Raw genomic sequence first — 18,246 nt, 5'->3', positions numbered from 1 at the left:
TAGGTTCTCCACAAGGGTTACGGTGTGTTTCCATAAGTGTTTTGGACTGCCATGCACCCCGTGTATGTTCGCATAACAGGGTTGAAAGCTAGTGAACATGAGTTAAAAGGACGCTAATATAGCTGGCGTCGAAGCGATGACGGAACGATCCACGGATCGGGAGAAGAGGTTCTGATTGCTTTTTCGCGTATCAAGTGCGATCAGCTAAAGACAACCCACAGCAGTTTAGAGCGTTCGATAAAATATGACAGTTGAAATCATAGGGCGCGCATGTCTCGCCCCGGGGGCAAATTCGCCGCAGGCGTTGTTTCGAGTTTTGCGCCAGGGCAAATGCACCGTAACGCGCATTCCATCCGACCGTTGGGATCTTGCCCGCTTTTGGCATCCAGTCATTGGCAACCCGGGTAAGACCTATTCCTTCGCCGCCGGCGTGCTCGATAGTATCTACGATTTCGACCCGGCTGCCTTCGGCATGTCGCAGCGCGAAGCCATGTACATGGATCCGCAGCAGCGAGTCCTGTTGCAGCTGGCTTGGCGTGCGCTTGAAGATGCGAATATCTCGATCCCCTCGCTGCATGGTGAAAATGTCGGCGTCTACGTCGGCGCATCGAGCCTCGACCATGCGAACCTGACTGTCGAGGATCCCGCTGCGGCCGGGCCTTATTTCATGACCGGAAACACGCTCTCGATCGTTTCCAACCGCATTTCGCACATTTTCGGCCTGAGCGGCCCGAGCATGACCGTCGATACCGCCTGCTCCTCGTCGCTGGTCGCGCTCGATCAGGCGATGCGGGCGCTGAACGCAGGCGAAATCGACACCGCCATCGTCGGCGGCGTCAACGTGCTTGCGCACCCGCTTCCCTTCGTCGGCTTCGCACAGGCCCGCATGCTCTCGCCCGAGGGCCTTTGCCGCGCCTATGACAATGACGGCGCCGGCTACGTGCGCGCCGAAGGCGGCGTCGTCTTCGTTCTGCGCCGCTCCGACCGGGCACGGCAGGAAAAGGACCGCAGCTACGCCAAGATCGTCGCAACCGGCGTCAACTCGGCCGGGCGCACCAACGGCATTTCACTGCCATCGCGCGAGGCTCAGGCCAATCTGCTGCGCTCCATCTACGAAGGCAACAATATCGATTCCAACCAGGTCGCCTTCGTCGAAGGCCACGGCACCGGCACCAAGGTGGGCGACCCCTCCGAGGTCTGGTCGATCGGCACGGTTATCGGCGCCAACCGGCGTGCGCCGGTGCCGATCGGTTCGATCAAGTCGAATATCGGCCATACGGAGCCGGCGTCCGGCCTGTTTGGCATGCTCAAGGCAGTCATGGCGCTTGAGAACAACTACCTGCCGGCATCGCTGCATTTCGACACGCCGAACGAGAACATCGATTTCGACGGATTGAACGTCCGCGTCACGGCGAACCCGATCGAACTCCTGCGCGGCAAGCGCGCGCGCCTTGCCGGTATCAATTCCTTCGGCTTTGGCGGTGCCAATGCCCACGTCGTCATCAGCGATCCGGACCCCATTCAGGACGAACGGAACCGCAACAACGCCACCGGGCATGTCTTCATGGCCAGCGCCCATACGGTCAACAGCCTCGAGGAGCTGCTGAAGTCGTATAAGTCGACCTTCGCCAAGGCCTCCAAGGACGAAGCGCGGGCCGTGATTGCCGCTTCCGGCGCCAACCGCACCCAGATGCGCCACCGCTTTGCCGCGCGCAGCGACCATCCTGAAGACATCATCCGCGCCATTGCCAGCCATCTCGAAAAGCCGGCGTCCGATATCGGCGAAACCGGCGAAGCGGTGACGAAGAATGCAAAGGTTGCCTTCGTCTTTTCCGGAAACGGTTCGCAGTGGGCCGGCATGGGTGTCGAGGCCTTCCGCGAAAACCTGCATTTCCGCCAGTGCTTCACGTCCGTGAGCGCACTGTTCAAATTCCATTCGGATATCGTGCTGACGGACCTGCTCACCGATCCCGATCTGGACAAGAAACTTTCGGATACCAAGTTCGCCCAGCCGCTGCTGTTTGCCGTTCAGGCGGCGCTGTCGGATTCGCTCGTGGCCATGGGCATCAAGCCGACGGCGGTCTTCGGCCATTCCGTCGGCGAAATCGCCGCCGCCTATGCTGCGGGAGCCCTGTCACTCGTCGACGCCGTTTCGATCGTCGCCAAACGCTCGCTGCACCAGGACCTCCTGGCCGGCCAGGGCACCATGGCGGCAGCAATGCTTGGAGAAGAAGCTGCAAACGCTTTTGCCAAGGCGCGCGGCCTCGAGCATGTCTGTGTCGCAGCCATCAACGCCCATAACTCGGTGACGATCTCTGGCCCGGCGCATGAGGTGTCCGCTTTCCGCGACGCGGCTCGCAAGGCGAAAATCCCCGTCCAGATTCTCGACATCAACTATCCGTTCCATCATCCGATCATCGACCGCGCCAAGAAGGCCTTCCTTGCCGATATCCCGGACATCGCGCCGCGCAAATCGGAGTTGGCCTATCTGTCCACGGTCACCGGCGGACGGATGGATGGCACGCAGCTTGACCCGGACTATTGGTGGAAGAACGTCCGCGAGCCGGTTCGCTTCCAGGCCGCCACCGAAGCTGCCATCGAACTCGGCTGCAGCCTGTTCATCGAAATCTCGCCGCGTCCGATCCTGTCGTCCTATCTGAAGGAAACGGTCAAGCAGGCGTCCATCCCCGGCATGGTCGTTCCGACCTTGCTGCGCGACGCCGGCGAAAAAGGCCAGGATCCCGTCTCGCGCGCCATGGCGCGTGCGATTGCCCACGGGGCCGCCTTCGACGAGGCACGCCTGTTCGGCAAGCGCAACGCCTTCGTCCGCCTGCCGAACCTGCCGTTCGAGCAGAGCGAACTACGCCCGCCGTCAACGAGCGATGCAACAGATCTGTTCGGGCGCGGCTCCAAGACCCCTTACACGCTTGCGGGCTGGCGCGCGGATCTCAACAGCGGCAGCTGGAAGAACCACGTCGACGCACATCTTTTCCCCGATCTCGCGGAACATGTCGTCGATGGCAAAGCCATCCTGCCGGGCAGCGGCTTCGTCGAGATCGCCATCTCCGCCGCGCAGCAATATTATGGCACGTCAGAGGTCGACATCACCAATCTGGAGATTGTGCGGCCGCTGGAGCTCGCCGACAACCGGATGATGGAGCTCTCGACCATCCTGTCTCCGGAAACCGGAGACATCGAAATCCGCTCGCGCGAGCGTCTCTCGGAAGACGATTGGGCGGTGCATGCGGTGGCACGCAGCCGCAAGCCGATCCCTGCGGACGAGGTTGCCGTCGGCAATTTCTTTGCCGGCCTCGAAAAAACGGCAACGGTGACGCCCGCGAAAGCCTACGAGACTGCGCGTCAGTTTGGTCTCGACTACGGTCCGCGCTTCCAGCTGATGTCCAAGGCCGTCTCCTATGGAGACCGGTTCATCGATGTCGAGTTGAAGGACCCGGAACAGGCGGGCAACCCCTTCGTTTCCTACAGCCTCAATCCCATTTCCGTGGATGCGACCTTCCACGGTCTGGTTGCGCTGTTTGACCGCTTTACGGGCGAATTCGGTGGCGCCCCTTATATTCCGGTGCGCTTCGGGTCGGTGCGTGTCATCAATTCGGGCATGACCGTCAAGCGGGCGCTGGTCGAGATCGAGCGCATCAGCCCCAACTCGATCAAGGCAAAATTCCGTTTCTTCGGCAAGGGCGGCGAGGTCATCGCAGCCTTCGACGATTGCCGTTTCCGCCGGACCTATCTGCGCCAGCACAAGACGCTGGACATGCTGTCCTTCCATTATGAGGCTGTCCCCTCCGATCGTATTGCGCCGCTTGCGACGCTGGGGCGCTCGAATGCCCTGCCCTTGCCGCTGATTGCCGCCACGGAAGAGAACGGCATCGACAACACCACGCTTCTGTTCAACGCAGCGGTCTACCGCGCCTGCCACGAAATCGCGCTCAAGCTCGGCAGGGGAACCGCCAAGATTGACACCCGGTCGCTTCCCGGCGACTTCGCCTTTCGCTGCTTCCTGGCCAACTGCCTCTACGTCCTGGAAGATGCCGGCCTATGCGAACACAAGGCTGGCAGCTGGAAAATCGCAACCGATTTCTCGCTTCCGCCAGTTGGTGATATCCTCAAGGAACTCTACGGCGAACGTTCCGAGCGCGCCGTCGAGGCGGTGTTGATCAACAATTCCTACGTGGAAGCGCTCGATCGCATCGATACTCTCTTTGCCTCCGAGACCTCGGGCAATGACGGTGAAACGACGATCAAGCCGCAAAGCTTCATCAGCGATGCGACGCTTGATCACCAGACCGTTCATTCCGAATCCACCCGTCAAAGAATGGATCTGGTTCTGGCTGCGGTCGAAAAGGCGCTGGCAAGCGAAAACGGCAAAACCGATCTGCGGATCGTCGAAGCCGGCACGGTATCCGCCGGTTTCACCCGCAAGCTCGCGACGCTGGCTGCGAAATACAATGCCGGCCTGATCGTCGTCGAACCGCGCGAGAATGCCCAGCGCAATCTGGAAATCGCCTTCGAGGAAGACGCGCATGTGCGCGTCCTGAAAAAGGATGCCTTCGCGACGCTTCCGGCCTTCGATCTGGTCGTCAGCGCTTCGGATACGATTTTCACGCTGATCGACGAAGACGGTGCCATACGTAATGCTTTGCGCGTCTGCCTGCAGGAAAACGGCGCTCTTGTTGCCGCAACCAATGCACCGACCGTGTTCAGCGACTTTGCTTTCGGGCTGACCGAGGGGTGGTTTGCTCGCACCCAGGCCGTCGAATTCCCCATCGGCAAGCTGGCAACAGTGACGCAATGGCAGAAGGACCTGACCGATCTCGGTTTGCGCAATATTTCTGTCGAAGACCGCGAATTGTCGCATGGCAACATCATCATTGTCGAAGCGCAAGGCGGTCAATTTGCCGATATCGCGCAAACGGCAGATGCACAGCCTGCGGACATTTCGAGCCCGGTGCTTGTCCTGCACGAAGGCAGCGCCTCAAGCCTGCATAGCGCATTGCCCTCCGGCAAGGACGCGATCCAGGCACCGCTCATCCCGGTTCAATTGACCGGCGATTTCGATACCGACAAGGATAAGATCGCGGAAGCTATCGAAGGGCTCAACGAGAAACCGGTACGCGCAATCTACCTGTCGTCCGCGACCTCCGCTGACCGCAGCCAGGATTCGGCCGTTCTGCAAAATCGGGTACTCGCGCTGAGCGCATTTGCGGAGGCCCTGCGCCAGTATTATTCCAATGTGGAGCCTGCCGCCGATCACCGTCCGCGTCTTCTCATCGTAGCGCCGGGCGGCGCGCCGGTGACGGGGGCTTCGCGCGACAGGAATGTCTCTGGTTCAAGCATCAACAGTGGCTTGTGGGCATTCGCCCGTGTGCTGCAGAACGAATATGATTTCCTCGATATCCACTCGCTCGATTTCACGGGTCCGAAGTCCGGTGTCGGCAACCAGCTTGCCGCGGCGATCTCGATGCTCGGCAACGAAAGCGAAAACCGCGAATGGCTGCTTGATGGAACGAGCGGCATCCTCTCGGAAATCCGCGCCGTCCCAGGGCCTGTCGATCAGAGCCTGCGCAAGACCACCAATTTCAAGGCCGCGACCATTCGCCAGCGCGTCAGTTCGCAGGTCGGGAGCATTGCCTGGGAAGAATCTGAAATTCCGCAGGCAGGCCCGGACGATGTCGTCGTTGCGGTCGCCGCGACCGGTCTGAACTTCCGCGATGTTATGTGGGCAATGGGCCTTCTTCCGGAAGAAGCGCTGGAGGACGGCTTTGCCGGAGCGACGATCGGCATGGAGCTTTCCGGCCACGTTGTGGCCATCGGCAGCGGCGTCAAGGACCTTTCGGTCGGCGATGCCGTGATGGCGATTGCGCCAGCGGCGTTCTCCACCCATGCCGTCGTTTCACGCTCGGGTGTCGCCAGGCTGCCGGAAACCGTCAGCCCCGTTGCCGCGGCAACCGTGCCGGTTGCCTTCCTCACCGCCTATTACGCAATGATGGAACTCGGCCGCATCCGCGCCGGTGAAACCATCCTGATCCACGGTGCTGCCGGCGGCGTCGGTTTGGCAGCTCTGCAGGTCGCCAAGCTTGCCGGCGCCAAGGTGATCGCCACGGCGGGAACGCGCGAAAAACGCCGCTTCCTGAAGATGCTCGGCGCCGATCACGTCTTTGATTCCCGCTCGCTCGCCTTCGTCAACGACATCCTCGGCGTTACCGGCGGTGAAGGCGTGGATCTGGTCCTGAATTCGCTGTTTGCGGAAGCCATGGAGCAGAGCCTGTCGCTGGTGAAGCCATTCGGCCGCTTCCTGGAACTGGGAAAACGCGACTACTATGCCGACAGCAAGATCGGCCTGCGGCCGTTCCGCCGCAACATCAGCTATTTCGGCATCGATGCCGACCAGCTGCTGGTCAACGCTCCGGATCTGACGAAGCGTATTTTCACGGAAATCGGGGCGCTGTTCGAAGAGGGCAAGCTTGTGCCCCTGCCCTACCGCGCGTTTGGTTTCGACGAAATCGGCAACGCCTTCCGCCTGATGCAGAATGCCGGCCACATCGGCAAGATCGTCGTCCTCCCGCCCGTTTCCGGACGCGATGAAGTCGCCCACCGGCCGGCCGGCCGGATGTCGGTCGATAGCCTGGGCGTGCATCTGGTCGTTGGCGGTATCGGCGGGTTTGGTCTCGCTGCCGCCAACTGGCTCGTCGACAAGGGCGCGCGCAACATCGCGCTCGCGACGCGCCGCGGCATTGCCGACATCGAAACCCTCGAGACTATCAAACGCTGGGAAAGCAAGGGGGTTTCGGCGACCGTTCATGCCTGCGACGTGACCGATGAAGCGGCGGCAGACATGCTGCTGAAGACGCTCCGGCAGATCGGGCCGGTGAAAACCGTCATTCACGCGGCGATGGTTCTCGACGATGCGCTGATCAACAATCTCAGCCGCGAACGCAACCGTCCGGTCATCGACGTGAAGGTCAAGGGCGCCGCCGTTCTCGACCGGTTGACGCGCAGCGATACCCTCGATCATTTCATCATGTTCTCGTCGGCAACGACGCTGGTCGGCAATCCCGGCCAGGCCAACTATGTCGCTGCCAACGGCTATCTCGAAGGCCTTGCCCGTGCACGCCGGCTGGAAGGTCTGCCGGGCCTGGCGATCGGCTTCGGCGCCATTGCCGACAAGGGCTATCTGGCACAGAACACAGACGTCAACGATCTGCTCTCCAAGCGTATCGGCAAGACCGCGCTGAAGGCAAAGTCCGCCCTCAATCAGGTCGAGAGCTACATCCGCTCCGATCCGGGCACGGTCGATGCCGCCGTGGCGATGATTTCCGAGTTTGATTGGGCGGCTGCGCGCAATCTGCCGGTTGTTCGCAATGCATTGTTCGAGGTTATCCTGCGAACGGCCGACCAGCATTCCTCGGGCAGCGATGGCAAGGCCATGGATCTCGTGGCGATGATCGAGGGAAAATCGCCGCAGGAGGGCGAAGATATCCTTTATGATCTGGTCGCAAGCGAAATCGCCGCTATCCTGCGCGTGTCGAAGGATACGATTTCGCGCAGCAAGATCCTGAAGGAAATCGGTCTCGACAGCCTGATGGCGGTGGAACTCGGGATCAGCTTCCAGCAGAATACCGGCTTCGACATGCCATTGAGCGGCGTTGCCGACAATACGACTGTCGGCGATGTCGCGCGCAAGCTTTATGACAAGGTCAGCAAGCGCGATAATGGCGGCGAAGATGACAGCGAGCCGGCCGACAACAAGATCGTCAACGAGCTCACCCAGCGCCATACCGGCAACGGCACGGAGAAGGCAGTTAGCCTATGAGCAAGGACGAGGAACGTCACAACGTCTCGAAAATGAACAGCAGCCTGAAGGAAAACCTGCTGGACCGAATGCGCAACGCGCATCAGTCTTCCGAGCGTAACCGCATGGCTCGCTCGGAGCGCGATGTTCCTCCCCCGGTCAGGCGCAAGCAGACCAGGTTCGAGGATCTGCCGGAATACAAGCAGGTTCAGACGCAGAAGGCCGCGAGCGAGCAGCTGGGCATCGAAAACCCTTTTTACCGGGCTCACCAGACCGCGGCCGGAGCGACGACCGTTATCGACGGACGCAAACTGATCAATTTCGCGTCCTATGATTATCTCGGCCTCAACCGGCACCCGCATGTGCTTGCCCAGGCACGCGACACCATCAACACCTTCGGCATCTCGGCATCTGCCAGCCGGCTGGTAGCGGGCGAACGCCCGGCGCACGCCGAACTGGAAGAGCGCATCGCCGCCTTCTACGGCGTCGAGGCCTCCGTCTGCTTCGTCAGCGGCTATCTGACCAATGTCGCGGCGATCAGTTGCCTCATGGGTCCGAAGGACCTCGTGGTGCATGACGAGTTCATCCACAACAGTGCGCTTGCCGGCATCAAGCTGTCCGGCGCCACGCGCCGCCTCTTCAAGCACAATGATGCGAACGACCTCGAACATGTGCTGCGCACGGTAGCCGGCGATTATCGCCGCATTCTGGTGATCGTCGAAGGCGTCTATTCGATGGACGGCGATATTGCCAACCTGCCGGCGATCATGAAGCTGAAGACAGAATACGGTTTCTGGCTGATGGTCGACGAAGCCCATTCGCTCGGCATCCTCGGAAAGCGCGGCAAGGGCACATTCGAGCATTTCGGCATCGATCCGCGTCAGGTCGATATCTGGATGGGAACGCTCTCCAAGACGACGTCGAGCTGCGGCGGCTATATCGCCGGTAGCGCCGCTCTGGCGGCGGTACTCAAGGCAACCGCCGGCGGCTTCGTCTACAGCGTCGGCCTTGCGCCGGTGCTGACGGCGTCCGCGATCGCAAGCCTCGATATTCTGGAAAGCGAACCGGAACGTGTGGCGGCATTGAAGCGGAATGGCGCGCTGTTCCTGAAGCTTGCCCAAGAAGCCGGTCTCGATACGGGCTTGAGCGCCGGTTTCTCGGTGGTTCCGGTGCTGGTCGGGGATTCGCTGCGCGCTGTACAGCTGTCGAACGATCTTCTTGCCGCCGGCATCAACGCCCTGCCGATCATTCACCCGGCAGTGCCGGAGGGCATGGCGCGTTTGCGGTTCTTCATTACCAGCGAGCACACGGAAGAGCAGATCCGTCAGACCGTGGCGGTGACGGCGGAAAAGCTGAAGGATCTCGCAGAGCGAAATTTCGGTCTTGCATCGATCGATATCCAGCAGATGATGAAGATGCTCGCCTCCCGATAGGATTGGCAGCTCCCGAGCCGCCACACGAATTTCCATGAACCGAACCGGTCTTGCGGCATGACTCATGTGATCATTACGGGCGGCTCGAGCGGGATCGGGCTGGCACTTGCCCGGATTTATGCTTTCCGGGGCGCCCGTGTTTCCCTTCTTGCACGAACGCTATCGGTGCTCGAGGCAGTACAAGACGAGCTTGCCAAAGGCCATGGCCCGGGCGCTGTCCGCATCGAAAGCGCTGACGTTGCCGACGAAAGCCAGACGGTGGCGGCAATCCGCAGATGCGAGGATGCCTTCGGCGCCTGTGACATCCTGATCACCTCCGCGGGCGTTGTCGAACCCGGACCGTTCGAGACGCTTTCATCCGATGCATTCGACCGCCAGCTCCACACAAACTTCTCTGGCAGTGTTCACGCGGTACGAGCAGTCTACGCGGGCATGAAAGAGCGGCGTGCCGGCAGGATCATGCTGATTTCCTCCGGCGCCGGGCTCATCGGCATTTACGGCTACACCGCCTATTCCGCCTCAAAATTCGCCTTGCATGGTTTTGCGGAGGCGCTGCGCTCGGAAGCCACGCCGCACGGCGTCCGCATCTCCGTCTGCTTCCCGCCCGATACCGAAACGCCGCAGTTCGCCCGCGAATTGGAACACCGCCCGCCTGAAGCGTCGGTGATCATGGGACGTGTTTCTCCCTGGCCCTCGGAAGCTGTCGCAGGCCGCATCGTCCGCGCCATCGACAGAGGTGATTTCGAGGTATTTTTCGGCTGGACGCTGCTTGCGCTGGGGCGGTTCGGCTCGACGGTGAAGCCCTTTCTCAACTGGTGGTTCGACCGTGCCATCCGGCGAATCAGCCGCGGCCCCTGAACGGGCACAGTCTGCTTGTATCTGCCACAAATAGGATTTAAGTGTCGCTCTGTCGCGGCGATGCATGACGAGTCGGCGACGGATGAAAATCATGAAGGTATCCGTTTGGCGTTGACGTCGCTCCACATGCATGACCATCCCGTAACGCTGACTGTCTTCTGCTACGCCTTGGCTTGCGCTGTCATCCTGTTCACGGATAAATTTGCCTTGCCCAAACGCGAACGCCGGAAAAACCGGCCGCCGTCGAGCCGCAGGCGCGCAGCCGTGGATATTCTGGCGCGGCTTCCAATCATTGCTCTGGTCTTTGCGGGATTCTTCTCAATTTCCTGGCGCCCACTCTATGGCGGCGCCGGTGCTATGAGCTTCTTCGTCATCTTTACCGGCATATCGCGGGCGAAGTATAAATTCATTCGCGAACCGCTGGTCTTTTCCGATATCGCCCTGGTTGCCGACGTCTTCAAATACAAGTCGATCTTCTACGCGAACTCACTCAACATCGTCTTCTGGGCGGTCGCCTTCTTGTATGTGTTCGGTGTCTCGGCTCTCTACATGTATTTCGAACCGAGCATCCTGCCGTCCAGTCACAAGCTGGGCTGGATCGTGCTTATGATCCTGATTGCCGATCTTCCCTGGATCCTGCTATTCTACGGTCCGGTCAACCGGCCGGTGGCGGACTTCGTGCAGCAACTGGTCGGCAAGCCGAACGTCAAGGTAAGCACAATCCGCTTCGGCACTTTTGCTTCCGTGGTCTTCCATTTCATCCTCTGGCTCGGCCGCCGGCGTGAGAAGATCGTTGCAGACCTGTCCGAGCGCTTTTTTGCCGCGGTGAAGGATCTGATCGGGCATGATGCTGACAACAAGGCGCCGCTCGTCGTCGTCTGGCAATCGGAATCCTTTCTCGATATGCGCCATTGCGGCGTGGGCAAGCTCAAGCTGCCGACGATCGACCGGCTGCAGAAACTCGCAGTGCAATGGGGCCGCCTCTCGACCGTCTTCGAGGGCGGCTATACGCTGCGAACGGAGTTCGCGGTGCTGAGCGGCCTTGTCCCCGACGATCTCCACATTGATGCAAGTTATCCCTATCTGCGCGCCAGCCATTATACCAACGTGGTCTGGCCGACGAAGCTGAAGAATGCGGGCTGGAGCACGCATTTCATGCATCCCTATGACCGGACGTTCTTCCTTCGTCACAAGGCCATGCCGCAGCTCGGCTTCGAGAAGATGACCATGCTCGATGAATTCGAGCATGATACAACACGCGACGGTCCCTATGTCTCGGATGCCGCGTTGACCCGCAAGGTTATCGCGGATGTGGAAAACCAGACGGATACAAAGGGCAGTTTTCTTTTCGTCGCGTCGATGGCCAATCATGGGCCATGGGAGCCCAATCGCGTCGCGGGAATGACGGATCCCATCGAGATATACCTCGATATCCTCCAGCAGTCCGATAAGGCACTGGGCGAACTGGTTGATCATCTGAACAGGCTCGACCGCCCTGTGTGGCTGGTTTTCTACGGCGACCACGCCCCGCTGCTGAAATCCTTCGCCGACCCCTTCCCCGATCCCCGCACGGACTATTTCATCGTGCCCCTGGCGGCGGCGCGCAAAGCGCATCACGCCCCCACATTTCCGCGCAATGAAGAACCCTGGAAGTTGCTGGAAGCAATGCTCAAGCATGCCAACCTGCAAAAGGATGATCTGCGATAGTGCCGGCGCTGTTCCCCAAGGGTCTGTGACGATGGCTTTGCAAAATATGCCGGAGCGGCGCGTCTTCCTTTTCCTGCAGGGGCCATCCTCGCCGATCTTTGCGAAGATCGCCGATCGGCTTGAGGCGAAAGGCTATCGCTGCCTGAGGATCAACCTCAATGCAGGCGACCAGATCTTCTGGCGGCGCAAGGGTGGACACAATTATCGTGGCCGCGGTGGAACCGACTGGCGCGATCATGTCGCCTCCTTCATGGATCGGCATGCTGTTACCGACCTTGTGCTGCTGGGCGAAGAGCGCGCCTATCATCGAGTTGCGGTCGACGCTGCCAGGGGCTGCAATGTGGAGGTCACCGTTGTCGAAATGGGTTACCTGCGGCCGGACTGGTTGACCGTCGAGCGCGACGGCATGTCATCCAATTCCCACTTTCCTGCAGACCCCCGGCAGATCGTCGATGCCGCCCGCACACTTCCCGAGCCGGATTGGAAAAAACGCTATGCGCAAAGTTTTGCCGCCGAAGCTGGCTATGACCTCCTCTACAATCTGCCGAACGTCTTCCTGTGGTTCCTCTTCCCGCACTACCGTCGCCATGCCCTCTTCCATCCGCTGACCGAATATGCTGGCTGGGTTGTGCGTCTGGCCGGCAGCAAGAGAAGAAGCGCGGCCGCAACGGCCCTTGTCGAGAATCTGCTTGCCGGCAACGCCCCGTTTTTCGTTTTCCCACTGCAGTTGCAAACCGACTTTCAGCTGCGCGCCCATTCGCCCTACAACGACCAGCGCGAGGCGATCAGTCAGATCCTGACCTCCTTTGCAGGCAATGCACCGCGCGCAGCGCAACTCGTCGTCAAGATACATCCCCTCGACAACGGCCTGATCAATTGGCGAGCCTATGTCGAGGATCTGGCGGCCCGGCTTGATATAAGCCAACGCGTGCGGTTGCTTGACGGCGGCGACCTGAACGCGTTGCTCCGAAAAGGGACGGGCATTGTCACGGTCAACTCCACCGTCGGGCTGCATGCCTTGCAGCTGGGCAAGCCGGTCAAGGTGTTGGGAGAGGCGGTTTTCGACATCGCGGGGCTCAGCGATCAAACGGGGCTCGATCAGTTCTGGAGCGACCCGGTGCCGCCGGAGGAGCCGCTGCGCACGGCTTTTTTCCGCCTGCTCGCGGCGGCAATCCAGGTAAAAGGAAACTTATATTCCGCTGCCGGTACGGATGCCGGCGCGGATGCGATTGCGGAAAGGCTACACACGCGCTCGGTCAATCAACCCGGCGCGTTCATTGATCCGCCTCCGAGAAAAAAACCTTCGAAAATCACGCCTCGTCGTCACTGATGGGCTCTACAAGGCCCCGGGCTTCCATTTCATCCTGCGACAAGCGGCGCTTTCTTGCCCGCCTCCATGTGACGCTGCGCTTGACAAGCGTTGCGGGGGTACCGGCCAGAACGACACCGCTTTCGCTGAATGCCTTGTTGACGAAGGACTTGGCAACAACGACGACAGGTGCTGCGCGATTGAGCCGACGGCCGTCTCTTTTCCGGATCAGCGAATGGGAATCGCTTGTACGTATCTCGATCCCGCGAGAAAACAGGTAGCAGCGCCCGATCGTAACATCACAGCGCTCCATGCAGAGAACATAGACCGATTCGAAAGTCGTGCCTCGCCGATGGTCACCGCCTGGTTGCAGCCTTTTTGACCATAAGTTGACCTGTCAAACGGCCATTTTCGCCGATCAGGATGCGGTTTCCCTCGCCGTGAACGGTGATGTGGCCGGTAAAAGAGGATGTCTTCGGCAACTCGATCCGGTTCCGGCTCCCGTAGAGGCGGATCGTCGCAATCATCCCGCCCTTTCCCTCGACGACATTGTCGTGCCCCCAATCGAGCCTGATGGCGAAAGGTCTTAAAAAACGGACTCGCGGCAGCGACTTGATAAATCTGCCTGCTCTCATAAAAAAAATCATTATCGAATACCGTGCACGCCTCGTTCGAACCAGATGCTCATATCTATGGAAAAAAAGCCATGGGCTGCTGTTCGGAACAGTCATGTGCGACGGCCAGTCAGCAACATCCGCCTGGCCGTATGTATCTATGCGCAATTTTCCGGCAAAACTCAGGTCCGGTCGCGGATATTGTAATAGCCCATCACGAACACGGCCCATGCAAACAGCAGACCCAGTGCCACGAGGAACGAATTAAGGAACCGCGCCGGGTACTGAGCCATCTGGGAGAGCGACGGCTCCAGGAAGACGGCAAGATAACGCTGCTTGTTACCCGCATCAATGCGGGCCTTTTCCAGGCTGCCCAAGGATGCCGTATAGGCACGCTCAGCAAATTCGCGCTCTGTCTCCAGCGCCTCAAACTTCTGGATTCGGCCGGCAACATCGCCGCTAGCTCCCGATTCGGATTGCGCCCCTGCGTTTCCGCTCCCGAGCCGCTGACGTTCGGATGAGAGCTGCTCTTCCACGCTGGCTATGCGTGCCTTGAGTACGCGAATGCGAGGGGTGTCTTCGCCCATCTGCGATTTTGCCGTTGCGAGGTCGGCATTCATCTGGACGAGCTGTGCCTCCAATCCACCAATGAGCTGCGCCGCCAGCTTCGCTCCTTCGACGGGATCAACCTCCTGCGAAACATCGCGATATTCGCGCACTGCCGCTCGTGCCTTGGCAAGGCGGCTCTCTGCGAGATGCATTTCATCCTGCGCGGACTTAAGAACACCGTCGCGGGCCGATGCGGACAGGTTGTTGACCAGCGCATCGCTCTCCTCAAGGATGAACTTGGCAATGTCTTGCGCCTGCTGCGGGTCGAATGCCTTGACCTGCAGCTGCATGATTCCCGAAGCATGATCGTAGTTCACGTCGATCATATTGCGCCAATAGGAGAGCTTGTCTTCCACGGGCAGGCCCGCAGCCATTCCATAGAAATAGTCCAAACCGCGCGCAGCGTAAATTTTGTCGAGATCGAACTTCTTCTCCGCGTCGGCCAGCATTCTTTCACTGCCGATGAAATCCATCAGGATATAGCTGTCGGAGCCTGTATTGCCCGTCGATGCCTGGGTGAACATGCCGAGGATATCGGATGAACCCGTGGCCTCGATGCTGCGCACAGAGAAGGACGCAGAGCTATGATACTGATCGGAGGCGATAAACATCATATAAAGCGATGCAAGCGCCGCAGGGATCGCTACGAACGCCACGAAGCTGACCATGATCATGGCGTGACGCAACCGGATTGAACCCAGCCAACTGCGCTTGTTCACTTCCTGCGTGATGATCTTCTGGAATTTGTTGGGCGCCTCCGGTTTTGCCCTTGGCGCAAGCATGCGGTCGTCGTTTCCCAGCAGCCCTTCAAGGAGATGCACGCTTTTCGACTTGACCACGTCCTGATTGGTGAGCCGGTCTACAGCGATATCCTTTCGCGCAGCACTCGGGGCTGCATTCCTGATGATCGCCATCTACCGTTCCTTCATATTGCCATTGTGGGCGCGGATTGCGTCCTCAATATCGTCATAATAAGTTAATTTGCCATTTTCCATAACCAGCCCGCAATCACAATAATCGCGAATGGTTGATGTGCTGTGAGAAACCATGATCACATCGGAATCCTGCAACCTGCTATCGAATACAACGCGGCACTTTTTCTTGAAATTCACATCGCCGACGGCAGTGATTTCATCAACGAGATAGTAATCGAAATTCACGCCCATGCTCAATCCGAAGGCGAGCCTGGCCTTCATGCCCGACGAATAAGTCCTAACCGGCGCCTTGAAGAAAGGTCCGAGTTCCGCGAAGTCTTCGACATAGTCTATCAGTTCACGCGTATCGACGCCGTAAATGCGCGCGACGAAACGAACGTTTTGTTCGCCGGTCATCGTCCCTTGGAAGCTTCCCTGAAACCCGAGCGGCCAAGAAACCTTTCCCTGCCGAATGATCTTGCCACTGTCCAGCCTGATCGTCCCGGCGATGAGACGGAGCAAAGTCGATTTGCCTGCGCCGTTGCGACCAAGCAGCCCAATGCTCTTCCCCCGCGGCAAGACAAGAGAGACGCGGTCGATAATCGGCTTGTGAATGCCTTTGGTTCGCGCGAACTTCGTCGCCTGCTCAAGCCTGATCATTCATTTCTCAACAGAGTGGAAGACGCAGAGAACAATAGCATTCCAAAAAACAATGTCAAAAATGCGAACATGTGGGCATAGGACATATCGAGCCCTATGGCCCTGTATTCGTCGTAAAATCCCGTCCTGAAACGCATGATCAAATGAGTGAGCGGATTGAGAAGAATAATTTCGCGATAGGGATGCGGAATAGCATCCGGCAGGAAGAAGATGCCGGAGATCAACATGAGCGGTCTGTTGACGATGTTGAAAACCTTCTCGTAAAGCGGATACTTGACGAACATGACATTGTTGATCAGCCCGACCCCCAGACCCAGTACGCTCCCGACGAAAGCTGCTTCCAGGATCGGCGGCCATGACAGCTCCGGCGGCACCCGCATCCAGACAACGATCACACCGAGAATGACGACGGCAACCATGGCCGTCGTGCCGAATTGCAGGAAATAGCGCGCGACGACCGTATCGATGGGCGCGACGCTAGGATAGTTGAGCAACGACTTGTTCGCCCTGACCGCACCGTTCAGATAGGATGTCATCGCCTGGTAGAACTGAAAGGCGACATACCCCGTTGCAAAGAACAGCGGGAAACTGACGCCGAGCGCCGGCGCCCGAGCAATCGCTTGAAAGGCGATCGTCAGCAGCAGCACATGCGCCGCGGGGTCGAGCAACGCCCAGACGTAACCACCAGGCTTGCTGCCGAACCGTGCCGCTATTTCGCGGATCAGCAAGGCGGCAACGACCCGCGCATGTGTGTAGACGTGTCCCAACGAAACTGCTCTTTCTCACTTCAAGACGCAAACAGCGCCAATTGGAGTCCATTGATGCCATGGGTACTCAATCTTGCTTGCGCCTGTCCGGTCCCCGCAGCTTGCGCTCCGTTTCAAGGTAACATTCTATAGTGCCTATTTTCAGGCAAATGTCACGAAACCCGCTATCTGTCGAACGGATACAGGACACGTCCGATCAACCTGAACTTCGGATTGGAAAGCTCGCGGAAGAACTGAATGGGATCCGCCCGATAGTTCTCCGCGTCACGGCCATGCCCGATCCTCGCGATCACCGGCGAAACCAGCGGCGTCAGCAAATGCCGCCAACCGAGTATGCCGTAGGGACCCCATGCCTGCCATTGTGGGCCCGACGGCTGGCGTGGATCGCCGAGAGCCTTCGGCGTGGAGAAATAAAGCCTGATTCCATCGACCGTTTCCTCAAAAGACACTTCCTTGCCCGTACCGGGATCGAAATAACGCGGATAGAGGAGATAAGCACCGGCAAATAATGCCTCGATCGTCAAGGCGCGGCCGCGGCGCGGATTGGGCTGGCGATCATCTGTCAGCCCCCAGCCCGCATAAAAGGGGCATCCATAGGCGGTGACTTTTATGCCCCGCAACAACGCCTCGAAGCCAGCGAGCGATGTGATCGTATAGACATGATCGATCGTCTCGAAAGCGTGAGCCATCGGCAGCGGTTGCGTGAGGACAGTACAGAGATGACCAACATCCTGCGGATTCGACTGAGCCAGGCGAACCCGGCTGAGGATGTCCGGGTGTGGCTTGTAGATGATCTGTGCGCCCGGATTTTCCTGCGCTGCAAGCCGGACCAGATCGTTGTTGGTAATCGCGGGCAGGCAGCCGAACTGGATGGAGGCGTCATCCTCGACCTGGCCGATCACCAGCACGCGCTTGCCGGATTTCGGGCCATAGAGGCTTTCAATGTCCGCTTTGGCATTGCTGTTGTACTTGCTGACGCCAGTCTCCAGCAAAAAGCGGATGCCCGCTGCTGCGCGTCCCAAAAGCTCGGGCGCGCTGTCGAAATCGTAGGTGGCGAGCAAGCGCTCGAGGTCCGACGGTTCCCGGCAGTCGAAATAGGCGGTTCCCGTGTCGAGAGCGAGGGAAAGCGGTGGCGTCCGGCTGGCATTGGCTTCCACCGAGCGGATGAAGCCGTCTTCGATGAAGAAAACCGGAATGCCGTGCTTTAACGCAAAATCACGCAACCCGTCCGGCGCCCTCAGGCTCCAGACAAATATTTGCGGATTTTCCTCCCGTAGAATCCTGGCCGCCCAGACCTCCTCAAATTCATTCTCCCGCGTATACATCGGCACGAACGTAAAGGCATGCTTCGGAAAATAACGCCGGAAAACAGCCCGCTTCCAACCGTTGATGTGGAAAGCGAAAGTCGGGATTGCGTCGGGCACAACGCCGGACACCGCAGGCTTTGCATCATTTGTCCGGTCGGGACCCGGAGGTGAATACTCGTGTAGGTTAGGCAAGGCTATCTGCTCGCAAAGCCGTTTTTCCAGTTCCACTTGCCACGAGCGGCGCGATATCAAAATACG

Annotated in this window: 11 protein-coding genes; 5 read left to right on the top strand and 6 right to left on the bottom strand. The window is 59.3% G+C overall.

Annotation, left to right across the window (positions count from 1 at the left end; all coding sequences use genetic code 11):
- Nucleotides 1-244: 244 nt before the first annotated feature.
- The 4 genes from J2Z75_RS08715 to J2Z75_RS08700 all read left to right on the top strand — a co-directional run bounded on the left by J2Z75_RS08715 (nucleotide 245) and on the right by J2Z75_RS08700 (nucleotide 11,808).
- Complete coding sequence (locus J2Z75_RS08715; protein ID WP_209850536.1) at nucleotides 245-7,831, top strand: type I polyketide synthase; 7,587 nt, start codon at nucleotides 245-247, stop codon at nucleotides 7,829-7,831.
- A complete protein-coding gene (locus tag J2Z75_RS08710) occupies nucleotides 7,828-9,243 on the top strand; it encodes an aminotransferase class I/II-fold pyridoxal phosphate-dependent enzyme (RefSeq protein WP_209850534.1) in 1,416 nt (471 codons plus the stop codon). Before J2Z75_RS08715 ends, J2Z75_RS08710 begins: the two co-directional genes overlap by 4 nt.
- 57 nt (nucleotides 9,244-9,300) lie before the next feature.
- Nucleotides 9,301-10,101, top strand: a complete 801-nt coding sequence (locus J2Z75_RS08705) for an SDR family oxidoreductase (protein WP_209850532.1) — start codon at nucleotides 9,301-9,303, stop codon at nucleotides 10,099-10,101.
- Between the two features lie 126 nt (nucleotides 10,102-10,227).
- Entirely contained in the window at nucleotides 10,228-11,808 is a 1,581-nt protein-coding gene (locus tag J2Z75_RS08700; RefSeq protein WP_209850529.1) for an LTA synthase family protein, read from the top strand.
- Here the strand turns inward: J2Z75_RS08700 and J2Z75_RS29190 are convergent.
- Nucleotides 11,771-12,046: a hypothetical protein gene (locus J2Z75_RS29190; protein WP_234937221.1), complete on the bottom strand. Its 276-nt coding sequence runs from the start codon at nucleotides 12,044-12,046 to the stop codon at nucleotides 11,771-11,773. The genes J2Z75_RS08700 and J2Z75_RS29190 overlap by 38 nt on opposite strands.
- A gap of 12 nt (nucleotides 12,047-12,058) precedes the next feature.
- Between J2Z75_RS29190 and J2Z75_RS08695 the strand changes: the two genes are divergently transcribed.
- Complete coding sequence (locus tag J2Z75_RS08695; protein ID WP_234937220.1) at nucleotides 12,059-13,138, top strand: capsular biosynthesis protein; 1,080 nt, start codon at nucleotides 12,059-12,061, stop codon at nucleotides 13,136-13,138.
- A 335-nt stretch (nucleotides 13,139-13,473) separates the two neighbouring features.
- Here the strand turns inward: J2Z75_RS08695 and J2Z75_RS08690 are convergent, their stop codons facing one another.
- The 5 genes from J2Z75_RS08690 to J2Z75_RS08670 all read right to left on the bottom strand — a co-directional run bounded on the left by J2Z75_RS08690 (nucleotide 13,474) and on the right by J2Z75_RS08670 (nucleotide 18,117).
- Nucleotides 13,474-13,848, bottom strand: a complete 375-nt coding sequence (locus tag J2Z75_RS08690) for a hypothetical protein (protein WP_209850521.1) — start codon at nucleotides 13,846-13,848, stop codon at nucleotides 13,474-13,476.
- A 65-nt stretch (nucleotides 13,849-13,913) separates the two neighbouring features.
- The gene (locus tag J2Z75_RS08685) at nucleotides 13,914-15,254 is read right to left on the bottom strand and encodes an RkpR, polysaccharide export protein (protein ID WP_209850518.1); all 1,341 of its coding nucleotides are present in this window, start codon (nucleotides 15,252-15,254) and stop codon (nucleotides 13,914-13,916) included.
- Nucleotides 15,255-15,914, bottom strand: coding sequence for an ABC transporter ATP-binding protein (locus tag J2Z75_RS08680; RefSeq protein WP_209850515.1), 660 nt, complete (start codon nucleotides 15,912-15,914; stop codon nucleotides 15,255-15,257).
- Nucleotides 15,911-16,681: an ABC transporter permease gene (locus tag J2Z75_RS08675; RefSeq protein ID WP_209850512.1), complete on the bottom strand. Its 771-nt coding sequence runs from the start codon at nucleotides 16,679-16,681 to the stop codon at nucleotides 15,911-15,913. The genes J2Z75_RS08680 and J2Z75_RS08675 overlap by 4 nt, the downstream gene beginning before the upstream one ends.
- Before the next feature lie 164 nt (nucleotides 16,682-16,845).
- The gene (locus J2Z75_RS08670) at nucleotides 16,846-18,117 is read right to left on the bottom strand and encodes a capsular polysaccharide export protein, LipB/KpsS family (protein WP_407692747.1); all 1,272 of its coding nucleotides are present in this window, start codon (nucleotides 18,115-18,117) and stop codon (nucleotides 16,846-16,848) included.
- Nucleotides 18,118-18,246: the final 129 nt, after the last annotated feature.

It is taken from the genome of Rhizobium herbae, assembly GCF_017873135.1.
Taxonomy (GTDB): domain Bacteria; phylum Pseudomonadota; class Alphaproteobacteria; order Rhizobiales; family Rhizobiaceae; genus Pararhizobium; species Pararhizobium herbae.
This window is presented reverse-complemented; position numbering and strand designations above follow the sequence as displayed.